At 50.9% G+C, this 18,798-nt stretch carries 17 protein-coding genes; 5 read left to right on the top strand and 12 right to left on the bottom strand.

The annotated features are described in order from the left end of the window. Positions 1–7 precede the first annotated feature (7 nt). Complete coding sequence (gene glgB / locus K0036_RS11475; RefSeq protein ID WP_220429774.1) at positions 8–1,795, top strand: 1,4-alpha-glucan branching protein GlgB; 1,788 nt, start codon at positions 8–10, stop codon at positions 1,793–1,795. A 66-nt stretch (positions 1,796–1,861) separates the two neighbouring features. Here the strand turns inward: glgB and K0036_RS11480 are convergent, their stop codons facing one another. The 5 genes from K0036_RS11480 to K0036_RS11500 all read right to left on the bottom strand — a co-directional run bounded on the left by K0036_RS11480 (position 1,862) and on the right by K0036_RS11500 (position 6,190). After that, positions 1,862–2,695 (bottom strand): Mrp/NBP35 family ATP-binding protein, encoded by an 834-nt coding sequence (locus K0036_RS11480; protein ID WP_025643185.1) that lies wholly within the window; start codon positions 2,693–2,695, stop codon positions 1,862–1,864. Between the two features lie 32 nt (positions 2,696–2,727). Continuing rightward, entirely contained in the window at positions 2,728–3,105 is a 378-nt protein-coding gene (locus tag K0036_RS11485) for a RidA family protein (RefSeq protein ID WP_004605152.1), read from the bottom strand. A 2-nt stretch (positions 3,106–3,107) separates the two neighbouring features. Then, positions 3,108–4,058: an ornithine cyclodeaminase family protein gene (locus tag K0036_RS11490; RefSeq protein ID WP_220429775.1), complete on the bottom strand. Its 951-nt coding sequence runs from the start codon at positions 4,056–4,058 to the stop codon at positions 3,108–3,110. A gap of 1 nt (position 4,059) precedes the next feature. After that, positions 4,060–5,463 carry an MATE family efflux transporter gene (locus K0036_RS11495; RefSeq protein ID WP_025643183.1) on the bottom strand — a complete coding sequence of 468 codons (1,404 nt, stop codon included), beginning with the start codon at positions 5,461–5,463 and terminating at the stop codon, positions 4,060–4,062. Positions 5,464–5,545: 82 nt separating this feature from the next. Next, positions 5,546–6,190: a GNAT family N-acetyltransferase gene (locus tag K0036_RS11500; RefSeq protein WP_220429776.1), complete on the bottom strand. Its 645-nt coding sequence runs from the start codon at positions 6,188–6,190 to the stop codon at positions 5,546–5,548. Between the two features lie 87 nt (positions 6,191–6,277). Here K0036_RS11500 and K0036_RS11505 point away from each other — a divergent pair, with 87 nt between their 5' ends. Beyond that, entirely contained in the window at positions 6,278–7,102 is an 825-nt protein-coding gene (locus K0036_RS11505) for a MerR family transcriptional regulator (RefSeq protein WP_259283286.1), read from the top strand. Here the strand turns inward: K0036_RS11505 and K0036_RS11510 are convergent. The 4 genes from K0036_RS11510 to K0036_RS11525 are packed head-to-tail and all read right to left on the bottom strand — an operon-like array spanning position 7,099 to position 11,524. After that, complete coding sequence (locus K0036_RS11510) at positions 7,099–7,674, bottom strand: DUF3592 domain-containing protein (RefSeq protein ID WP_220429777.1); 576 nt, start codon at positions 7,672–7,674, stop codon at positions 7,099–7,101. The genes K0036_RS11505 and K0036_RS11510 overlap by 4 nt on opposite strands. Beyond that, positions 7,667–9,799: a glycogen debranching protein GlgX gene (gene glgX / locus K0036_RS11515; protein ID WP_256183867.1), complete on the bottom strand. Its 2,133-nt coding sequence runs from the start codon at positions 9,797–9,799 to the stop codon at positions 7,667–7,669. Before glgX ends, K0036_RS11510 begins: the two co-directional genes overlap by 8 nt. 16 nt (positions 9,800–9,815) lie before the next feature. Continuing rightward, the gene (locus tag K0036_RS11520) at positions 9,816–10,439 is read right to left on the bottom strand and encodes a response regulator (RefSeq protein WP_220429778.1); all 624 of its coding nucleotides are present in this window, start codon (positions 10,437–10,439) and stop codon (positions 9,816–9,818) included. Next, positions 10,436–11,524 (bottom strand): sensor histidine kinase, encoded by a 1,089-nt coding sequence (locus K0036_RS11525; RefSeq protein WP_259283287.1) that lies wholly within the window; start codon positions 11,522–11,524, stop codon positions 10,436–10,438. The genes K0036_RS11520 and K0036_RS11525 overlap by 4 nt, the downstream gene beginning before the upstream one ends. A 146-nt stretch (positions 11,525–11,670) precedes the next feature. Between K0036_RS11525 and K0036_RS11530 the strand changes: the two genes are divergently transcribed. The 3 genes from K0036_RS11530 to K0036_RS11540 are packed head-to-tail and all read left to right on the top strand — an operon-like array spanning position 11,671 to position 14,900. Beyond that, positions 11,671–12,600 (top strand): ABC transporter ATP-binding protein, encoded by a 930-nt coding sequence (locus tag K0036_RS11530; protein WP_025643176.1) that lies wholly within the window; start codon positions 11,671–11,673, stop codon positions 12,598–12,600. A gap of 10 nt (positions 12,601–12,610) precedes the next feature. After that, on the top strand, positions 12,611–13,753 hold the full coding sequence (locus tag K0036_RS11535; RefSeq protein WP_173694803.1) for an ABC transporter permease: 1,143 nt from the start codon (positions 12,611–12,613) through the stop codon (positions 13,751–13,753). After that, positions 13,740–14,900, top strand: a complete 1,161-nt coding sequence (locus tag K0036_RS11540; RefSeq protein WP_173694804.1) for an ABC transporter permease — start codon at positions 13,740–13,742, stop codon at positions 14,898–14,900. The genes K0036_RS11535 and K0036_RS11540 overlap by 14 nt, the downstream gene beginning before the upstream one ends. 28 nt (positions 14,901–14,928) lie before the next feature. Here the strand turns inward: K0036_RS11540 and dnaJ are convergent, their stop codons facing one another. The 3 genes from dnaJ to grpE all read right to left on the bottom strand — a co-directional run bounded on the left by dnaJ (position 14,929) and on the right by grpE (position 18,788). Continuing rightward, positions 14,929–16,119, bottom strand: a complete 1,191-nt coding sequence (gene dnaJ, locus K0036_RS11545; protein WP_220429779.1) for a molecular chaperone DnaJ — start codon at positions 16,117–16,119, stop codon at positions 14,929–14,931. A 101-nt stretch (positions 16,120–16,220) separates the two neighbouring features. Then, positions 16,221–18,107, bottom strand: coding sequence for a molecular chaperone DnaK (dnaK, locus tag K0036_RS11550; RefSeq protein WP_173694805.1), 1,887 nt, complete (start codon positions 18,105–18,107; stop codon positions 16,221–16,223). A gap of 39 nt (positions 18,108–18,146) precedes the next feature. Beyond that, positions 18,147–18,788: a nucleotide exchange factor GrpE gene (gene grpE, locus K0036_RS11555; RefSeq protein WP_220431307.1), complete on the bottom strand. Its 642-nt coding sequence runs from the start codon at positions 18,786–18,788 to the stop codon at positions 18,147–18,149. Positions 18,789–18,798: the final 10 nt, after the last annotated feature.

Raw genomic sequence — 18,798 nt, forward strand, 5'->3', positions numbered from 1 at the left:
ATCATTTATGGACTATTATGGATTTTATACCGGAAAAGTATTCGACGCCTACCGCTATCTTGGCGCCCATGCAGAAAGGGAAGGCGTCACCTTCCGTACCTTTGCCCCCAGCGCCCAGCGCATCTCGCTGATCGGGGAATTTAGCAGTTGGGAAGAATGTCCCATGCACAAGGTCTATGATGGCAACTTCTGGGAATGTTACATCCCGGATGCCAGGCCCGGCATGATGTACAAGTACCGCATCTACCAGCAGTCCGGATTCTTTATCGATCACTGCGACCCTTACGGATATGGCATGGAGCTGCGTCCCAAGAATGCTTCTATTATCCGGGACCTCTCTACCTACCATTTTAAGGATTCGAAATGGATGGAACAGCGTACGGATCACAGGAACCAGCCTTTGAATATCTACGAGCTGCATTTCGGCTCCTGGAAGAAGCCTTCAGAGGAAGAAGAGGACTGGTATTCCTATACCGAACTGGCAGATATCCTGCTGCCTTACCTCAAGGAAAACGGCTATAACTATCTGGAGATCATGCCGCTAAGCGAGCACCCTTGCGATGAATCCTGGGGATACCAGAATACCGGTTTCTACAGCCCCACCTCCCGGTACGGAACCGCCCAGGAACTGATGGAGTTCATCGATGCCTGCCACCAGAACGACATCGGCATCATTATGGACTTTGTCCCCGTACATTTTGCTGTAGATGGCTATGCGCTTGCCAACTATGACGGCACTGCGTTATATGAATACCCCAATATAGACGTGGGACGAAGCGAGTGGGGCAGCTGCAACTTCATGCATTCCCGCGGCGAAGTTCGAAGTTTCCTACAATCTGCCGCCAATTACTGGCTCACCGACTACCATGTGGACGGCATCCGCATGGATGCCATCAGCAATATCATCTACTGGCAGGGAGACCCGGCCAGGGGCGTGAACAAGTCAGCCGTAGACTTTATCCGGGAGATGAACCGGGGCTTGAAGCAGATGCATCCTTCTGCCATCCTCTCGGCAGAAGACTCCACCTCCTACCCCGGCGTGACAAAAAGCACGGCCGAAGGCGGCTTAGGGTTCGACTATAAATGGGACATGGGCTGGATGAATGATACCTTGGAATACTTTCGTACTGCCCCCCAGTACCGTACCAGGGATTATCACAAGTTGACCTTCTCCATGCACTATTTTTACAGCGACTCCTTCCTGCTGCCCTTGTCCCACGACGAGGTCGTTCACGGGAAGGCTACCATCCTCCAGAAAATGCACGGGGAATATGAAGAGAAGTTTCCACAGGCCCGTGCCCTGTATATGTATATGTACGCTCATCCAGGCAAGAAGCTCAACTTTATGGGAAATGAGTTCGGACAGCTGCGGGAATGGGATGAGAAGCGGGAGCAGGATTGGGATATCCTGAAATACCCCATTCATGACGCCTTCCATCGCTTTATGAAGGATTTGAACAGACTTTATCTGAAGCATCCGTCCCTTTCTAACTGCGACTATGTACCTGAAGGCTTCGCCTGGCTGGACTGCCATCAGGAAGAACGCTGCATCTACGCTTTTTTGCGCACCGATGGAAAGGAACGTATCGCCGCCGTCTTTAACCTGTCTGATCAGGTTCAGGAAGGCTATCGGCTGCCGGTAAAAGGCACCGCCCAGGCTTCCATCCTTCTGGCCAGCGATATGGAGAAATATGCCGGCGGCCGTAAGTATGAGGATCTGGAATTAGCGGCCGATGATGGAGCCATCCAGCTCGATCTTAGCCCCTACAGCGCTCTCTATCTTCTTCTCCAATAACAGCAAAAACGGGCGGTGAACGACAAGAAAGATACGCTTGTCGTCCACCGCCCATATTTTTTTAATCTAAAACTTATTAACTGCTGCCGCAAGGTACTCATTGCTGACTTCCGAGAACCGTTCATTCTCCACAGCCTCTGCGAGCACCGCATCAATCGGCATCTTCCCTAATACCGGAATGTCCAGTTCCTCTGCCACCTCATCCACATGGCTCTCTCCAAATACGGAAATCTTCTTTCCGCAATCCGGGCATACCAGATAACTATAGTTCTCCACGATTCCCAGTACCGGAATGTCCATCTTCTTCGCCATATTGTAAGCCTTCTTGACAATCATCTGTACCAGATCCTGTGGAGATGTGACGATCACGACACCATCTACCGGAAGGGACTGGAATACGGTCAATGGAACATCGCCTGTTCCGGGAGGCATATCCACGAACAGATAGTCCAGGTCTCCCCACATGACATCCGTCCAGAACTGGGTTACGACTCCTGCGATCACAGGCCCTCTCCAGATAACCGGATCCGACTCGTTCTCCAGCAGAAGATTGACGGACATAATCCTTGTCCCGTCCTTAGCCTCGCATGGGAACATCCCTGCTTCACTTCCCTTGGCCCCCTCATGGATGCCGTACATCTTAGGTATGGATGGCCCGGTAATATCTGCATCCAGGATGCCTACCGAGAATCCCTGCTCTCTCATCAGTCTTGCCAAAGAGGCCGTCACCATGGACTTTCCTACGCCTCCCTTGCCGCTGACAACCGCGATCACCTTTCCGATATGTGAAAATGGGTTCGCGGGCTCCTTCATATCCTGTGGCTTGCTGCTGCAGGAATCTGCATGCGCGCATCCGGCGCAGTCAGATGGAGAGCAGCCATTCTGTTGTTCTTCTGACATGATCTATATACCTCTTTCCAAATTAAATTACTCTATTCTTCTACTGCCGCAATAACCTCGATCTCGCACAGCAGGTTCTTTGGCAGCGTCTTTACTGCTACGCAGCTTCTGGCTGGCTTGGATGTAAAGTATTTTGCGTAAACTTCATTAAATGCCGCAAAGTCTCCCATATCCGCAAGGAAGCATGTGGTCTTTAACACCTTGTCGAAGGAAGTTCCTGCCTCTTTGAGGATCTCGCCGATATTCTTGCATGCCTGTTCTGCCTGTCCCTCGATCGTATCCGCCTCTACCGTATCCGTCGCAGGATTGATTCCGATCTGTCCTGCGGAATAGAGGATTCCTCCATGTACATATCCCTGTGAATATGGTCCCAATGCCTTTGGCGCTTTCTCTGTTGATACTACTTTCATAATTACCTCTCCTTTGCCTGTTCTAATATTTTTTGTGCGATACATACGTCAAAAAGCCCCATTCCCACTGATTTGAAATAGGTGGTCTTTCCGGCGCCTGCTTCTTCATCCGCTCCTGATGCCAGATACTCGTGCATCAGCATGACCCGGTCCATGGTAAGGCGTCCTTCCGAGAGCGGCTGGCTTAAGTCCCCGCATTCTTCGCATGCATAAGGGAGCTCGATATATACCTTATCCACAAGATCCCAGATCACATCCGGTATTTCCCGCATATCAGGAGTATAGGAACCGATCGCGATAATGCATTTTCCTTCCAATAACGCTCTGTCATTAGGAAGCACCGGTGTCGTAGAAGGCGTTGTCGTGCAGATGATATCGCTTTTTTTCGCTAATTCTTCTACTGTCTTACATTGTACTACCTTTGTGCCTTCCTTATCAATAACTTTTTCCAATCTGCCCAGATAATCTGTCAAGTCCCGGCTGCTGTGATTATAGACGTATACGGTATGGATATCCCTGGCCGCGCATGCATAAAGCGCCTGGTAAAATCCCTGCACGCCCGCGCCAATGATCCCTACCGTATGGCTGTCCTTTGCCGCCAGATGCCGGATTCCCACGCCTCCAACGGCGCCGGTCCGCCACGCGGTAACCGTCTGTCCATCCAGTATGGCCAGCGGCTTGCCAGTCTGATAGTCGTTTAAAAGCATCACGCCGTCAATGGACGGCAGGCCCAGCTTGGCATTGTCGGGAAAGATGCTCAATATCTTGGTCCCGATCATTTCCTTTGTATAGCAGGGCATGTACATCATAGACTTATTGGCATCCTCCACGGCCTGCCTGGGCGGCATGTAATAGTCTCCCTCTCCGAATATCCGGTAGGCCTCCTCAATCTGATCCATCATCTGATTCAAGTCTATCAGCGATTCGATTTCCTGCTTCTCTAATACGATCATGCTATGCTCCCTCCAATTCTTCTTTTTCCCTGGTTACATTTTTCAGCCATTTATAGCTGAGATACCGCTTTATGGTAATCGGCACCTTGATCAGTTCGTCACTCATCAATATGACATAGACGATCGGCACGCTTGCATGAAATACGAAGGCGGCCACCGCGCCCAGCAGTATGGAGAATCCCCACATGGTAGACACGTCCATGATAAGCCCGAACCTGGTATCCCCGCCGGAACGGAAGATTCCTACCACCATCGTGCAATTTAAGGACTGGGCGATCGTGAAATAGGACATGACGAAGAACATGAATGTCAGATATCCTTTTGCATCCGGACTGAGCGCCAGCGTAGCGTTGGCAATCGGCGCGGCCGCCAGGATCACCAGCGCGCCTGCTGCTCCCAGAATCAGGCTGAGATAGATAAACCGCTTGGCATACGCCTTGGCGTGCTCCAGCTTCTGCTCTCCGATGGTCTTGCCAAGATAGATCGCTGTAGCATGAGAGATGCCGAACACCACGACGGTCGCCAGCTGCCTGGCTACCTGGGCCACGGAATTGGCTGCTACGGCCGCGCTTCCAAGGTGGCCGATGACCGCTGTATTAGCGGAACTTCCCAGTCCCCACATCAGTTCATTGAGGACCACCGGCATCGCGTACACCATATAGTCCTTTAAAAGCACCTTGTCCACATGCACCATATCCCCGATCCTGATACGCACCACCCGGTTCTGAAAGTATGCATAGCACAGCACGATGACCATCTCCACGATTCTGGCGCACAGCGTTCCGATAGCAGCGCCGCGGATTCCCAGAGCCGGGAATCCCAGAAGCCCGAAGATCAGCAGCGCATTCACGGCAATATTTACGATCAGTGAGATGCTGTAGACAAAGGTAGCAATCAATACCCGCTCGATGCTTCTCATGATGTTTAAGTAGACCTGCGTCACTGCCATGAACAGATAGGAAAAGCCGACAATCCTCAAGTACCGGATGCCCTCCGCGATCACCGCAGGATCCGAGCTATAGATGCGCATCAGCGCCTCCGGAATAAAGAGAGCAGCAGCCGCAAACGCCACGGCCGTAATCAGCCCCGCCGCAAGTCCCATCCCCAGCACCTTCTCGATGGTCCTTGTATCCTTCTTCCCCCAGTACTGGGCCGTCAGGACGGTAGCCCCGGAAGTAATGCCCATGAAGATCAGCGTCATGATAAACTGAATCTGTCCGGCTAAAGATGCGCCGGAGAGCACCTTCTCCCCCACTCGTCCCAGCATGATCACGTCTGCTGCCGTCACCCCCACATTGATCAGATTCTGAATGGCCATAGGGATGACCAAGGCAAATACATTCCGGTAAAAACTTCCCCAATTTATATTCAGGCGTTTTGCTGCCTCCTGTCCTGGTCTCTTCATTCGTAAGTCCTCCCAATTATCCAGTCTGACAATTATTGTACCAAAACAACGGCAGGATGGCTAGAGCATCCCCATCTTTTTCTCAATTATTTCCCATCTCGCGGCAAAGCCCGTCGTACAGGAAAAATGTCATCGGCACCTCCTGTCCCTCTATCTGGAAAGCATAGGTTCTCTGCGCGCGCCGATGCATCTTCTGATGCTCATAGAAGGGGTAGTTGCATGTGGTATCCGTATACAGGAAGAACTCGTTGATTCCCTCCGCCTTAAAGTAGTCCATCAGGCTGCAATACATCTTTTTCCCAAGGCCTCTTCCCCGGAACTTAGAACGGATGGCAAAGAACGCCACCTCCCCTTGATAGTCCTTCCCGCTTTCTTTCAGCAATTCCCCGTCAATCTCATTTACGGCGGAAAATATTGAAGACACTCTTCTACCCTCCCGGTCAAGCAGCAGCCCGGCCACGGCCCTGATCTGATTCAGCCGGATTTTAAGCGGACACCTGTGATGCCTGATGTTCTTGCCCATGATCACTCCCGCCACCGTTTTGTCACATATTGCTACCTGCTTGTAAGTCTGGTTGGCCAGGCATCCGTACAAGTATGCCTTTGCCATCTTACGGGCAGCCTGCGGGGTCGTCAGCTGGTCATAATTCCAAGTCTCGCTGATGATCTCCTCTATGGCTTCATAATCCTCGTCCCTCATTTCTCTAAGCATGATCTCTTCCTGCATGATATATCTCCTTTCTCTTTTGCACATGTTCGTGTATAATGAGCATAAAGTATACAGTAACTGTAGAGTCAAGGAGGAAGATTCTCTATGAAAAATTTGAATGCCAGGCCTATCCGGCTCACCACCGCCCAGTTCGCGCAGCTGCATGGAATCAATAAGCGGACGCTGCATTATTACGATGCCATCGGACTGTTCTCTCCCATTTATAAAGGCGATAACAACTACCGGTATTATGACTATTCCCAGAGTATAGAGTTGGAATATATTCTCATGCTGAAGGAACTTCACATGAGCCTTGAGGAGATCAAGGAATATATGGACCAGCCGGATACGTGCCGCTTCTATCGCATCGCCGACAGCAAGCTGGAAGAGATCGACCAGGAGATCCGACGCCTGAAAAAGACAAAGGATATCCTTAAGCGCCAGAAGCAGCAGCTGGACTTATGCCGCAGCATAACGCACCAGGAACTTCGGATTGGCAAATGTCCGGATGCCTGGCTTGCGACCATCCCCTATGCCTTCGCAGACGATGATGCCGTCAAAGCCCTGCGCCATCTGAGGAACTCCTTCGACACAGCACAGTGCCGGATGGGATTTGGAAGTTATATTACGGTTGAAAATATAAGAGAAGGGAATTTTGAAGAATATGGAGGCCTGTTCGTCCCCGTAGAAAAGAAGAAACAAAAGCCCGGCCTCCTATTGCGCCCGGAAGGCACCTACCTCTATGGCTATTCCATAGGAGACTGGAGCGCTCTTCCTTCTCTTTATAAGAAAATGCTTGCTTATGCCAGCGAGAACCATCTGATCCTGACCGGCAATGCCTATGAGACCGGATTGAATGAGATTGCCATCTCTTCCATAGAAGAATACGTCACCCAGGTTATGATTCGGATCCTGCCTGCAGATTCCTAAATTCTTTCCAGCAGAAGTTCAAATGGGATGCTAAAGAATATAAAACCTAAGAATGACACCAGAATGCCTGGCACCAGTCCTTCAAAGCGCCGGATCCGAAACATTTCGGGGTTCTTGGGATTCTGCCATATGGTGCAGGCGTCCGTCTCTCTCATATGCTTTTTGATATAACTCTCCGTATAATGATCTTCGGATGCTCTCTCCATCACCTTCCCGTCCGCCATAAAACGTACCACGATTCTGTAGTATTCCGTGCTTCGCTCCATGCCTGAATAAGCTGCCTTTATAAACTGTCCTTCGCCCCGCTTTCTATAGATCAAGCAGTCGGCCAGCATGGACAGCCCCATCGCAATCTGGAACCCTCCGAAAGGAACCGCGATCACAAACACCAGAAGAAGATCTGCCTTCATAACGCAGGCAAATCCAAACACCGCTCCAAAGATCAAAAACCCGGCCGCCACGATATATCCCGCCTTGCGGCTATATGCCCAGCCGTTTGCCGTAGCGGCCAGGCAGATAATGCCCAATAACAGGCTAAGGAAAACAACGATAATCACATTCAGATCATTCATAATGCCCTCCTACCAACACCATCACAGACCTCTCCCCGGCAAGAACCTCATCCTGCGTCAAAGGCACTGGTTCCTCGTGGTACCCCACGCCTTCCTCGCCGGTATTCGCCGCAATGCTCCACTTCATATCTCCCGGCAGGGTGGGGAGCGTGACCGTCATGGCCTCCCAGTAGGCATTGATCAGAATATAGACGATGTCGTCTTTCTTTCTTTTGCTGTCAAATCCCGCAAACATTGCCGCTATGACCTTGGCGTCCTCCCCAAAGTCCCCCTCAAAAGGCCGTACCCCATGAAGGCTCACATCCATAAGGCCGCAGGTCGCCGGCTGGCACAGGCCGTGGATGGCAGGGTGCTTCTTGCGGAAATGGATCATATACCGGAAGAACTGGTAGATATCCTGGTTCTTCTTAAGCAGCCCCCAGTCAAGCCACGAGATCTCATTATCCTGGCAATACGGATTGTTGTTGCCAAACTGGGTATTGCAAAATTCGTCTCCCGCAAGGAACATAGGCGTCCCTCTGCTTGTAAGGAGCGTCGCGCATGCATTCTTGATCATCCGCTTTCTTAGATGAAGAACCTCTGGATCGCTGGTTACGCCCTCCGCTCCGCAGTTCCAGCTGCGGTTATCGTTGCCGCCATCCGTATTGCCCCAGCCGTTAGCCTCGTTGTGCTTCTCGTTATACGAGTACAGGTCATACAGCGTGAATCCGTCATGGCAGGTGATAAAATTGATGGAGGCATCCTTTCCCCGGATATTTGGATCGTAGATATCCGGCGACCCGACCAGGCGCTTGGCCGCATACTTGCCGCACCATAGGCCTCCCTTCAGATATTCCCTCATATCATCCCGGTACTTGCCGTTCCACTCGCACCACCGCTTAAATGCAGGGAAGTCTCCCACCTGGTATAATCCCCCGGCGTCCCACGCTTCGGCGATCAGCTTCGTATCAGCAAGAATCGCATCCTGGGCCAGCGCCTGTAGAAGCGGAGGCTTCCTCATCGGCGTGCCGTCTTCGTTGCGTCCAAGAATAGACGCAAGGTCGAACCGGAATCCGTCAATCCGGTACGTGGTGACCCAGTACCTGAGACAGTCGATGATCATCCTCTGTACCACCGGATGATTGCAATTCATGGTATTGCCGCAGCCGCTGAAATTATAATAATAGCCATCGGGAGTCAGGAGGTAATAAATATTATTGTCAAAGCCTTTAAAAGATATGAAAGGCCCGTTCTCGTTCCCTTCTGCCGTATGATTGAATACCACGTCCAGGATAACCTCGATTCCGTTCTCATGCAGGGATTTTACCAGCTGCTTCAGTTCCGTCCCCTCCCGGTTATACTCTACCGCAGATGCATAGCTGGTGTTGGGCGCGAAGAAGCTGACGGAATTATAGCCCCAGTAGTTCAGAAGTTCTCTTCCATCCACTACCCTCCGGTCGCTCAGCTCGTCAAATTCGAAGATGGGCATCAGCTCGATGGCATTGACCCCCAGGTCCTTCAGATAAGGGATCTTCTGTCGGATTCCCTCAAAGGTTCCAGGCGCGCTGACCCCGGGATCCATCATGGTAAATCCCCGGACATGCATCTCGTAGATGACCAATTCTTCCATTGGAATCTTGGGCCATACTTCCGTGCCCCAGTAGAAATTGTTCCTCACCACCCGGGCCCGGTATCCGTCATCGCTGACCTTCCGTCCCCAGGTACTCTGTCCGGTCACTGCCTTGGCGTAAGGATCCAGAAGAATATTCTTCTTGTCAAAGAGGAGGCCCTCCTTTGGATTATAAGGCCCATCCAGCCGGTATGCATATTCGAATTCCTCCACATTCAGGCCGAATACCACCATGGAATAGACATTTCCAATCTTATAATTGTCCGGAAATGGAATCACCGCATAAGGCTCGGACTCCTTCCTGTGATAGAGGAGCAGCTCGCAGGAAGCTGCCCCCTGGGACTGCACCGTAAAGCAGACTCCCTTAGGAATCGGGGTTGCTCCGTCAAACATATAGAAGCCTGGCCTTACATCAAATCCATTGACCCGGTCCAGGGGTTCCATATGCTGTATCTCCATGTCCAGGGGCGTGGTGGCCGTCAATAGTTCCATCGTCTTATCCTGTTCGCTGTTCATAGGCATTCCTTTCTTACTACCGCGTAGTATTCAGATAATAGACCGCCAATTGCGTGCGGTCTCTTAGTTCTAATTTGTCCAGTATGCTGCTGATATAATTGCGCACCGTACCCTCGCTTAAGAACAGGCGCTTCGCAATCTCTTTATTGCTCAGGCCCTCCGCCACCAGGGAGATTACTTCCAGTTCCTTTTCGCTGATCTCATGCGCCTCCCAGTCAAACGTCTTCTTCTCCTGCAGAAGGTCCGGTATCTTGGCGATAATCTCCGTCCCAAATACCGTCTGCCCTGTTTTTACCGCCTGCAGTGCCGGCAGGATGCTGTTGTAATCCTGCTTCAGCAGATAGCCCTTCACGCCATATTTCAACGCCTTTACAATATATTCATCGTCGGAAAAGGTGGTAAGAAGCAGGATCTTCGCCTCGGGATACGCCTTTAGTATCTCCTGGGAAGCAGTCAGCCCGCTTATATTCTTCATGCGGATATCCATCAGAAGTACATCCGGCTTGTGCTCCCGGTATAATTCTAACGCCTCGCTCCCATCCTGCCCCATGCCAGATACCCGGATCTCTTCACTCGACTCCAGTATGGTCTTCAACGCGCTGGAAACCAGCACGTCATCGTCTACAATTACAATATTCAACTCCCTACCTCCTTTTTCTTAGGCACCGTGATGTAGATGCGGAATCCCCGCTCCCTTCGGATCTGTATGGTCCCATCCAGCGCCTCGATCCGCTCCTTCATATTCTGTATCCCGATTCCCCGGGCGCCATCCTTTGCTTCTTCCGGACCGCTGACGCTTCCGTTATCCTCGATTACCAGCTGATACAGCCCCGGATGCTCTCTTGCAAGAACATTCACCTGAGTGGCGTTGCTGTGCTTCATGACATTGTTAAGCGCTTCTTTTACGATCGTGATAAAACTATACTTGATCTCCCTTGGGACATCGTATCCCATATCATATTCCAGCTGGGCCTTGCAGAAGGCAAAGTCGCCCACCAGTTCCCCCAGCACCTCCTCCATGTTGATGGATTCGTCGTGAAGGTCGTGGACGCTTCGCCGCACGCTGCTCATCGCGGCATTCAAGGTATCCTCCAGCTGGAGCAGCGGCTCTTTTAGGTTCTCTTCCCTGCTGATGGCCTTCATAGCTCCCACCATAAGAATCGACCGGGACAGCATATGGCCCACATTATCATGAATCTCCCGCGCGATCCGGTTGCGCTCCCTCAAGGTGGCTGTATAGATCTCATAGTCCTGCTTCTCCAGCAGATTCTGGTTCTTCTCCTTCAGAAGAAGATTTAGTTCTGTGCCGTCATCCCTGGTCTTTCGGAACTTATGCTCCAGTTCTTCAAATTTTCCAGTCTGATACTGGATCAGCATCGCCACCAGGCAGCCAAGCGCTATCAAGCACGTAATTTCCGGCTCCTTTGGGCCATAAGAGATCAGATAAAGCACCGCCAGGACAGCGATCAGAATATACTGTCGGTAGTCCAGCAGGCTATATAAGACGAGCGGGGTAAAAAGCAAAAGCTGCGGGATCGCGATTGATATCGCAAGAAAAACGATGGCGGATGCAAGATTCCACTTCCGGGAATCCCGGTAGAGATTGGATGCCCCATAGATAATGGCCGCAAGAAGCGCCACAAGAAATGCCGTATCAGCTGGCACCAGCAATACGGTGGTAAAGCAATATATTAGCAAGACTGTCTGGTCGATCGTTCTCTTCATAAATATACGTTTCCTCAAAACTGCCCAAAAGGGCATGACATTTGTCACTTGCCATCCTGACAACTGACACTTACATTATAAACGCCAGGGCTTTATACTACAAGTAACAAATCACAAAACAGAATGATCCATAAGGAGGAACACCCATGATCCACATTGAAAATCTGGTAAAAAGATATGGAGACCTGGTGGCGCTTGACCACTTAAGCCTTAATATACAAGAGGGAGAGATCTTCGGCCTGCTGGGCCCCAACGGGTCCGGCAAGACAACAGCCATCAACTGTCTGCTCGCGCTGTTAAAATATGACAAGGGTACCATCACCATATTTGGGAAGCCCATGCGTCCCAACAGTTATGACATCAAAAAAGACATCGGGGTGGTCATGCAGAACGTGGCAGTCTTTGAACAGATGACCGTCCGGGAGAACATCGACTACTTCTGCGGCCTGTACGTCAAAGACAAGGAAAAGCGAAGAAGCCTGGTGGAGGAAGCCATCGCGTTTACCGGCCTGGAAGACTTCGAGAAAATGAGGCCCAAAAAACTATCCGGCGGGCTCCTTCGCAGGCTGAATATTGCCTGCGGCATCGTGCACAAGCCTAAGCTTATCATCCTGGATGAGCCTACCGTAGCCGTAGATCCCCAGAGCAGGAACAAGATCCTGGAAGGCATTATGGAACTGAACCGCCAGGGTTCTACCATCATCTACACCTCCCACTACATGGAAGAAGTAGAGCAGATCTGCTCCCGCATCGCCATCATTGACCATGGAAAGGTCCTTGCCACCGGAACAACGGAGGAATTAAAGAGGATGATCAAGACCGGGGAGACCATCACCATCGAGGCCATCACGCTGACTGATCTGGAACTGGCCGAGATTCGCCAGCTGCCTCATGTATTCGATCTCTCTTACGAGGAGCAGATGCTGACGATACGCCTAAGCAGCGCCAAGCATAACCTGGTGCGCGTACTGGATTATCTGAAGGATAACGACGTCTCCTTCGGCCGGGTATTCTCCGAACTCCCCACCTTGAATGACGTATTCCTTGAAATCACCGGCAAAGAGTTAAGAGATTAGGAGGCGCGCTATGCTACACTTACTGAAATACCGATTCATACAGACTGTAAGAGACTATCCCATTATGTTCTGGGCGCTGGCCTTTCCTTTGATCCTTGGAACCTTCTTCTACTTCTCTTTCGGCAGCGCCGGCCTTGATGGAACCGGAGACTACGAGTGGGATCCTATCAAGGTGGCCATCATCGAGGAAGACTTAAGTTCCAAGAATGCCGAATCTTTCCAGGCATTCCTTGAGGAACTGGAGCCCGACACGCTGGACATCCAGGATATTTCTTCCGAATCTGACGCAATCAAAGCCTTGAAAGAAGAGACCATTCTTGGAATCTACTACGTAGACGATACCCCTTCTCTCTCCGTAGGGAAAAACGGGATCAATGAAAGCATCCTGTCTTCCCTTCTGAAAAATTATAATCAGAACGCGGCCATGATCCAGAAGATCGCAATGACTCATCCTGAAAAGATGGGCGCGGCTATCGAGGCAATGAAGGATTATCATCCGGAGACCAGGAACGAATCCCTGGGCGGAAAAACGCTGGACCCTAATGTACAGTATTTCTTCGCATTGATTGCCTATGCGTGCCTCTCCGGAGCGTTTCTGGGCGTCCGCTCCAGCCTTGACAGCCAGGCCAACCTGTCTGCGCTTGGCGCCAGGCGCAGCATAACCCCTACCCATAAGTTCAAGCTGATCCTGATAGACATGACGGTGCTGTTCATCATCCATTTCATCAACATTCTGGTTCTCAACCTGTATCTTATAAAAGTTCTGGGAATCAGCCTTGGAGATAACATCGGCGCGCTTCTGGTCGTGGACTTCATGGGAAGCATGATCGGCGTAAGTTTAGGAATTGCCTTCGGGTGCCTCAGCAAGCTGTCTACGGATATGAAACTGGGACTTACGGTCGCCATCACCTTGATTCCGGGATTCCTGGCTGGACTGATGTTCGGCAATATGAAGAATATCATCGAGCTTCACTGCCCGATCATCAACCGGCTGAATCCGGCCGCCGTATTAAGCGATGCCTTTTACTGCATGAGCGTGTATAATGACGCGCATCGCTTTGCAAGAAGCATCGGCATTCTTGCAGTCATGAGCGCGCTATTTCTATTCATCGCATACCTGGGCATAAGGAGGGAACGATATGACAGTATTTAAAGGTTTTATGACCATCACCAAACGCAATCTTAATATTTTATTCCTGTATATCTCCATCTTTCTGGCCATATGCTTTGCCATCCAGAAGATGGATGTCCAGAACACCGCCAAGTCCTACAGCATGGAAAGCCTGGATATCGCGGTCATCGACCGGGACGGCGGGGAACTGGCTAAGGGAATGGCCTCCTACCTGGAACAGTACCATACCATTAAAGATATGCCCGATGACAAGTCGGTCATCCAGGACCGCCTCTTCTACCGGGAAATCAATTATGTAGTAACGATCCCGAAGGATTTTGAAAGCAGATGCCTGAATGGAACAGAGACGCTTCCCGTTATCAAGGTCCCCGGGAGCACTACCGGCTACTATGTAGACCAGCAGATCGACACCTTCCTGAATAACGTGCGGGTCCTGACTGCCAGCGGATTCTCTCTCCCCGAAGCCATTGCCGAAGTGAAGGAGAATGCAAAGGAGCCGGCGGACATAACGCTCATCGACAAGAATGGGCATGGAGGCCAACGGACCATGTACTCTTTCATGTACCAGTATATGCCCTATATCCTCCTGTCCATCCTGTGCTATTCCTTGACCTATATCATGATCGCCTTTAATAAGCCGGATGTCAAAAGGCGGATGCTGTGTTCCGCCGTGTCCGGCAAACGGCAGAACGCTCAGCTGATATTAGGCTATGCAGTCATTGGCCTTGCAGTCTGGGGGGTGTGCACTATGCTGCCGGTCCTCATGTATGGAAAGGAATTTTTAAAGGATCCGCACCTGCCCCACTATCTGTTCAACAGCTTCCTGATGATGCTGGTATCCCTTTCGATCGCATTCCTGGTGGGAAGCATGGTACGCAAGGAAGAGATGATCAGCGCAGTGGTCAACGTGGTCTCTCTTGGCCTGTCCTTTATCAGCGGGGTTCTGGTAAGCCTGGAGGTTTTAAGCAAAGGAATCAAGACCGTTGCACGCTTCCTTCCGATCTATTGGTATGAGACCGGCAACAACTTGATCGCCAACAACCACACGTTCAGCAGCACCCAGCTGAAATCCCTGTATACAGGGTACGTCATCCAGATTCTGTTCGCCCTGGCATTCTTATTCATAGCCTTGGTGATCATTCACAACCGGCAGCAAAGCGCGAATTAGCAAGAGAAAGAAGAAGCCTTTGATGAACTTAATCATCAAAGGCTTCCTTTACTTTATCCATAAATCCTTTTTTCTTCTTGCCGCTCTTGGGCTCGGAATCGCTCTCAGACGCTGTTCCCAGCGTATTGCCGGTCAACTCGTCGAATCTTCGAAGCGCTTCTTTCGCCTCCTGGCTTAGATGCTCCGGAGTCTGGATTACCAAAGTCACATAGTGATCGCCCCGTACCTGGGAATTGCGAAGGGATGGAACCCCTTTTCCTTTCAGCCGCACTTTCGTATCCGTCTTCGTGCCTGGCTTCACATTATACAGGACTTCCCCGTCTACCGTCTTGATCCGGATGTCCGCGCCGATTGCCGCCTGGGCAAATGAGATCGGCACAGTGGAGAAGATATGCATATCCTGGCGTTGGAATATGGGATGCCTGGATACATTAACCTCTACCAGCAGATCTCCTCTCGGGCCGCCGTTTACGCCCGGCTCTCCTTTATCGCGGATACGCACGCTCTGACCGTTGTCAATGCCTGCCGGTATCGTAACCGCAATCTTCTTCTTATTGGATACATATCCTGTTCCACTGCAATCCTGGCATTTTTCCCGAATGATCTTGCCGGTTCCGTGACAGTCCGGACAGGTCTGAACATTCTGCACAGTTCCAAAGAAGGACTGCTGCGTATATACTACCTGGCCTTTGCCGCCGCATTTCGGACAGGTCTCCGGGGATGTTCCCGGCTTCGCGCCTGTGCCGCTGCACTTCGGGCATGGATCTTTTAAGATGACCTCGATCTCTTTCTCACAGCCGAATACTGCCTCTTCAAAGGTAATCCTTACGCTCTTGCGGATATTCATGCCCTTCATAGGACCCTGGCCTGCACGGCCCCTGCGGCTGCCACCGCCGAACAGGTCGCCGAATATGTCGCCGAATATATCGCTGAAGTCTGCCCCGCCAAAATCAAATCCGCCGAATCCGCCGGCGCCTCCAGCGCCTCCTTCAAAGGCAGCATGGCCAAACTGGTCATACTGGCGCCGTTTCTCCGGGTCACTCAAGACTGCATAGGCTTCGGACGCTTCTTTGAACTTCTTCTCTGCTTCAGCGTCTCCGGGATTCATATCAGGATGGTATTTCTTGGCAACCTGTCTGTATGCTTTTTTTAATGTAGCGTCGTCGGCATCTCTGCTGACGCCAAGCACTTCATAGTAATCTCTCTTTGATTCTGCCATCTTTTATCCCTTTCTTTCATGTACATAAGGAAGTTCCGCGAGACTAAGCTTAAGAATAAATAATCTCGCTTGAGTTTCGCGGAACAGTATTCGCACTGGGCTTATACTTCCTTATAGTCACCGTCTACAACGTCATCTCCCTGGAAGCCGTCCGGTGCAGGGCCTGCTCCCGGATTCGGGCCTGCCCCCATGTTCGGGTCTGCTCCCTGTGCTCCGGCTGCTGCTCCGGCCTGTTCATACATCTTAGTAAATAATTTCTGCGCGCTCTCCATCAGTTTCTCTTTGCCTGCCTTGATCTCGGCAATCTGCGCGTCTGACATGTCATCCATGTTTACTTTTTCAAGAAGTTCCTTCAATGCCTTGCAGTCCGCCTCAACGACAGCCTTATCTGCAGCATCAATCTTATCTCCTACCTCGCCCAGGGCTTTTTCCGTCTGGAATACCAGGGCGTCCGCATCATTCTTCGTATCAATGCCTTCCTTGCGCTTCTTATCCTGCGCCTCGAATGCCGCTGCTTCTTTTACCGCCTTGTCGATCTCGTCATCAGACATGTTAGAGCCTGCCGTGATGGTGATATGCTGCTCTTTGCCTGTTCCAAGGTCTTTTGCGGATACATTTACGATGCCGTTCGCATCAATGTCGAATGTAACTTCGATCTGCGGTACCCCGCGTGGAGCCGGCGGGATTCCATCCAGCCTGAACTGTCCCAGAGACTTGTTATCTTTGGCGAACTGTCTCTCTCCCTGTACGACATTGATATCTACGGCTGTCTGGTTATCTGCCGCTGTGGAGAAGATCTGGCTCTTCTTGGTAGGAATCGTCGTATTTCTTTCAATCAGTCTTGTTGCAACACCGCCCATCGTCTCGATTGACAGTGACAGCGGAGTTACATCCAGAAGAAGGATGTCGCCTGCGCCCGTATCTCCGGCAAGCTTGCCGCCCTGAACGGATGCACCAAGCGCTACGCACTCATCCGGGTTCAGAGATTTGCTTGGCTCCTTGCCTGTCAGCCGCTTCACTTCTTCCTGGACAGCAGGGATACGCGTGGAACCGCCAACCAGAAGTACCTGGCCCAGTTCGGAAGCAGTAATGCCTGCGTCAGAAAGCGCTCTCGTTACTGGCTCTGATGTCTTTGCCACAAGGTCATGCGTCAGTTCATCAAATTTTGCCCTTGTCAGGTTCATGTCAAAATGCTTCGGGCCTTCCGCTGTTGCTGTAATAAATGGAAGGTTGATATTTGTGGTCGTTGCAGAAGACAGTTCCTTCTTTGCCTTCTCTGCCGCTTCTTTCAGTCTCTGAAGCGCCATCTTGTCGGCTGACAGATCTACGCCTTCCTGCTTCTTGAATTCAGCGATCATATAATCCGTGATCTTCTGGTCGAAGTCATCTCCGCCCAGCCTGTTGTTACCTGCGGTAGATAATACCTCGATAACGCCGTCGCCGATCTCGATGACGGATACGTCGAAGGTACCGCCGCCAAGGTCATATACCATGATCTTCTGTTCCTTCTCATTGTCAAGCCCGTAAGCAAGCGCTGCCGCAGTAGGCTCATTGATAATACGCTTTACATCAAGGCCCGCGATCTTGCCTGCATCCTTTGTAGCCTGGCGCTGAGCGTCATTAAAGTAAGCTGGCACGGTAATAACCGCCTCTGTTACCTTTTCTCCCAGGTATCCTTCCGCATCTGCCTTAAGCTTCTGAAGGATCATTGCGGAAATCTCCTGTGGAGAATATTTCTTATCGTCAATCGTCACTCTGAAATCAGAGCCCATCTCTCTTTTAATAGAAGAGATCGTCCTCTCAGCGTTTGTCACTGCCTGACGTTTTGCAGGCTCGCCCACAAGACGTTCCCCTGTTTTTGTAAATGCTACGACGGATGGCGTCGTCCTGGCACCTTCCGTATTTGCGATGACCGTTGGCTGGCCACCTTCCATAACAGCCACGCAGCTGTTCGTGGTTCCTAAATCAATACCAATGATTTTGCCCATTATAAAGACCTCCTGTTTTATTTTCTAAATTATCTGGAATTAGTTTGCTACTTTTACCATGCTGTGCCTCACTACGGAGTCACGGTACATATAACCTTTCTGGAATTCCTCGGCTATGATATTCTCGCCAAAGTTCTCATCTTCCACATGCATCACTGCATTGTGGAGATTCGGGTCGAATTCTTTGCCTACCGCTTCGATCGGCTTAACGCCCAATTCTCCCAGCACAGTCATTAACTGCTTATACACCATCTCCATTCCCTGGATAAATGGGTCTTCCTTGTCTTCTTCCTTGACAGCGTCAAGCCCTCGCTCAAAGTTGTCGACTACCGGAAGAATCTTTTCTATGATATCTTTCGCTCCTATCTCGTACATCTGGGATTTCTCCTTTTCCGTACGCTTGCGGAAGTTATCAAACTCTGCCATTTGACGAGTGATCCTGTCAGTCAGTTCCTCAATCTTCTCGTCCTTTTTATCTTTCTTATTCTTTTTGCCAAATAGTTTCTTGCCAGACTTTTTATCTTCGTCTTCCTCATCCGGCTCTTCTTCCTCGTTCTCGGAGGCTTCTTCACCTTCGGATGCCTCTTTGGCACACTCTTCTTCTGCCTGATCTTCCCCGGGCTCGCCTTCCGGCTGTTCCCCGGCCGATTTTTTGGCTTCTTCCACCGCCTCTTTTACCATCTCTTCCTGG

Origin of the sequence: [Clostridium] scindens (assembly GCF_019597925.1) — a bacterium.
In the GTDB taxonomy this organism is placed as follows: domain Bacteria; phylum Bacillota; class Clostridia; order Lachnospirales; family Lachnospiraceae; genus Clostridium_AP.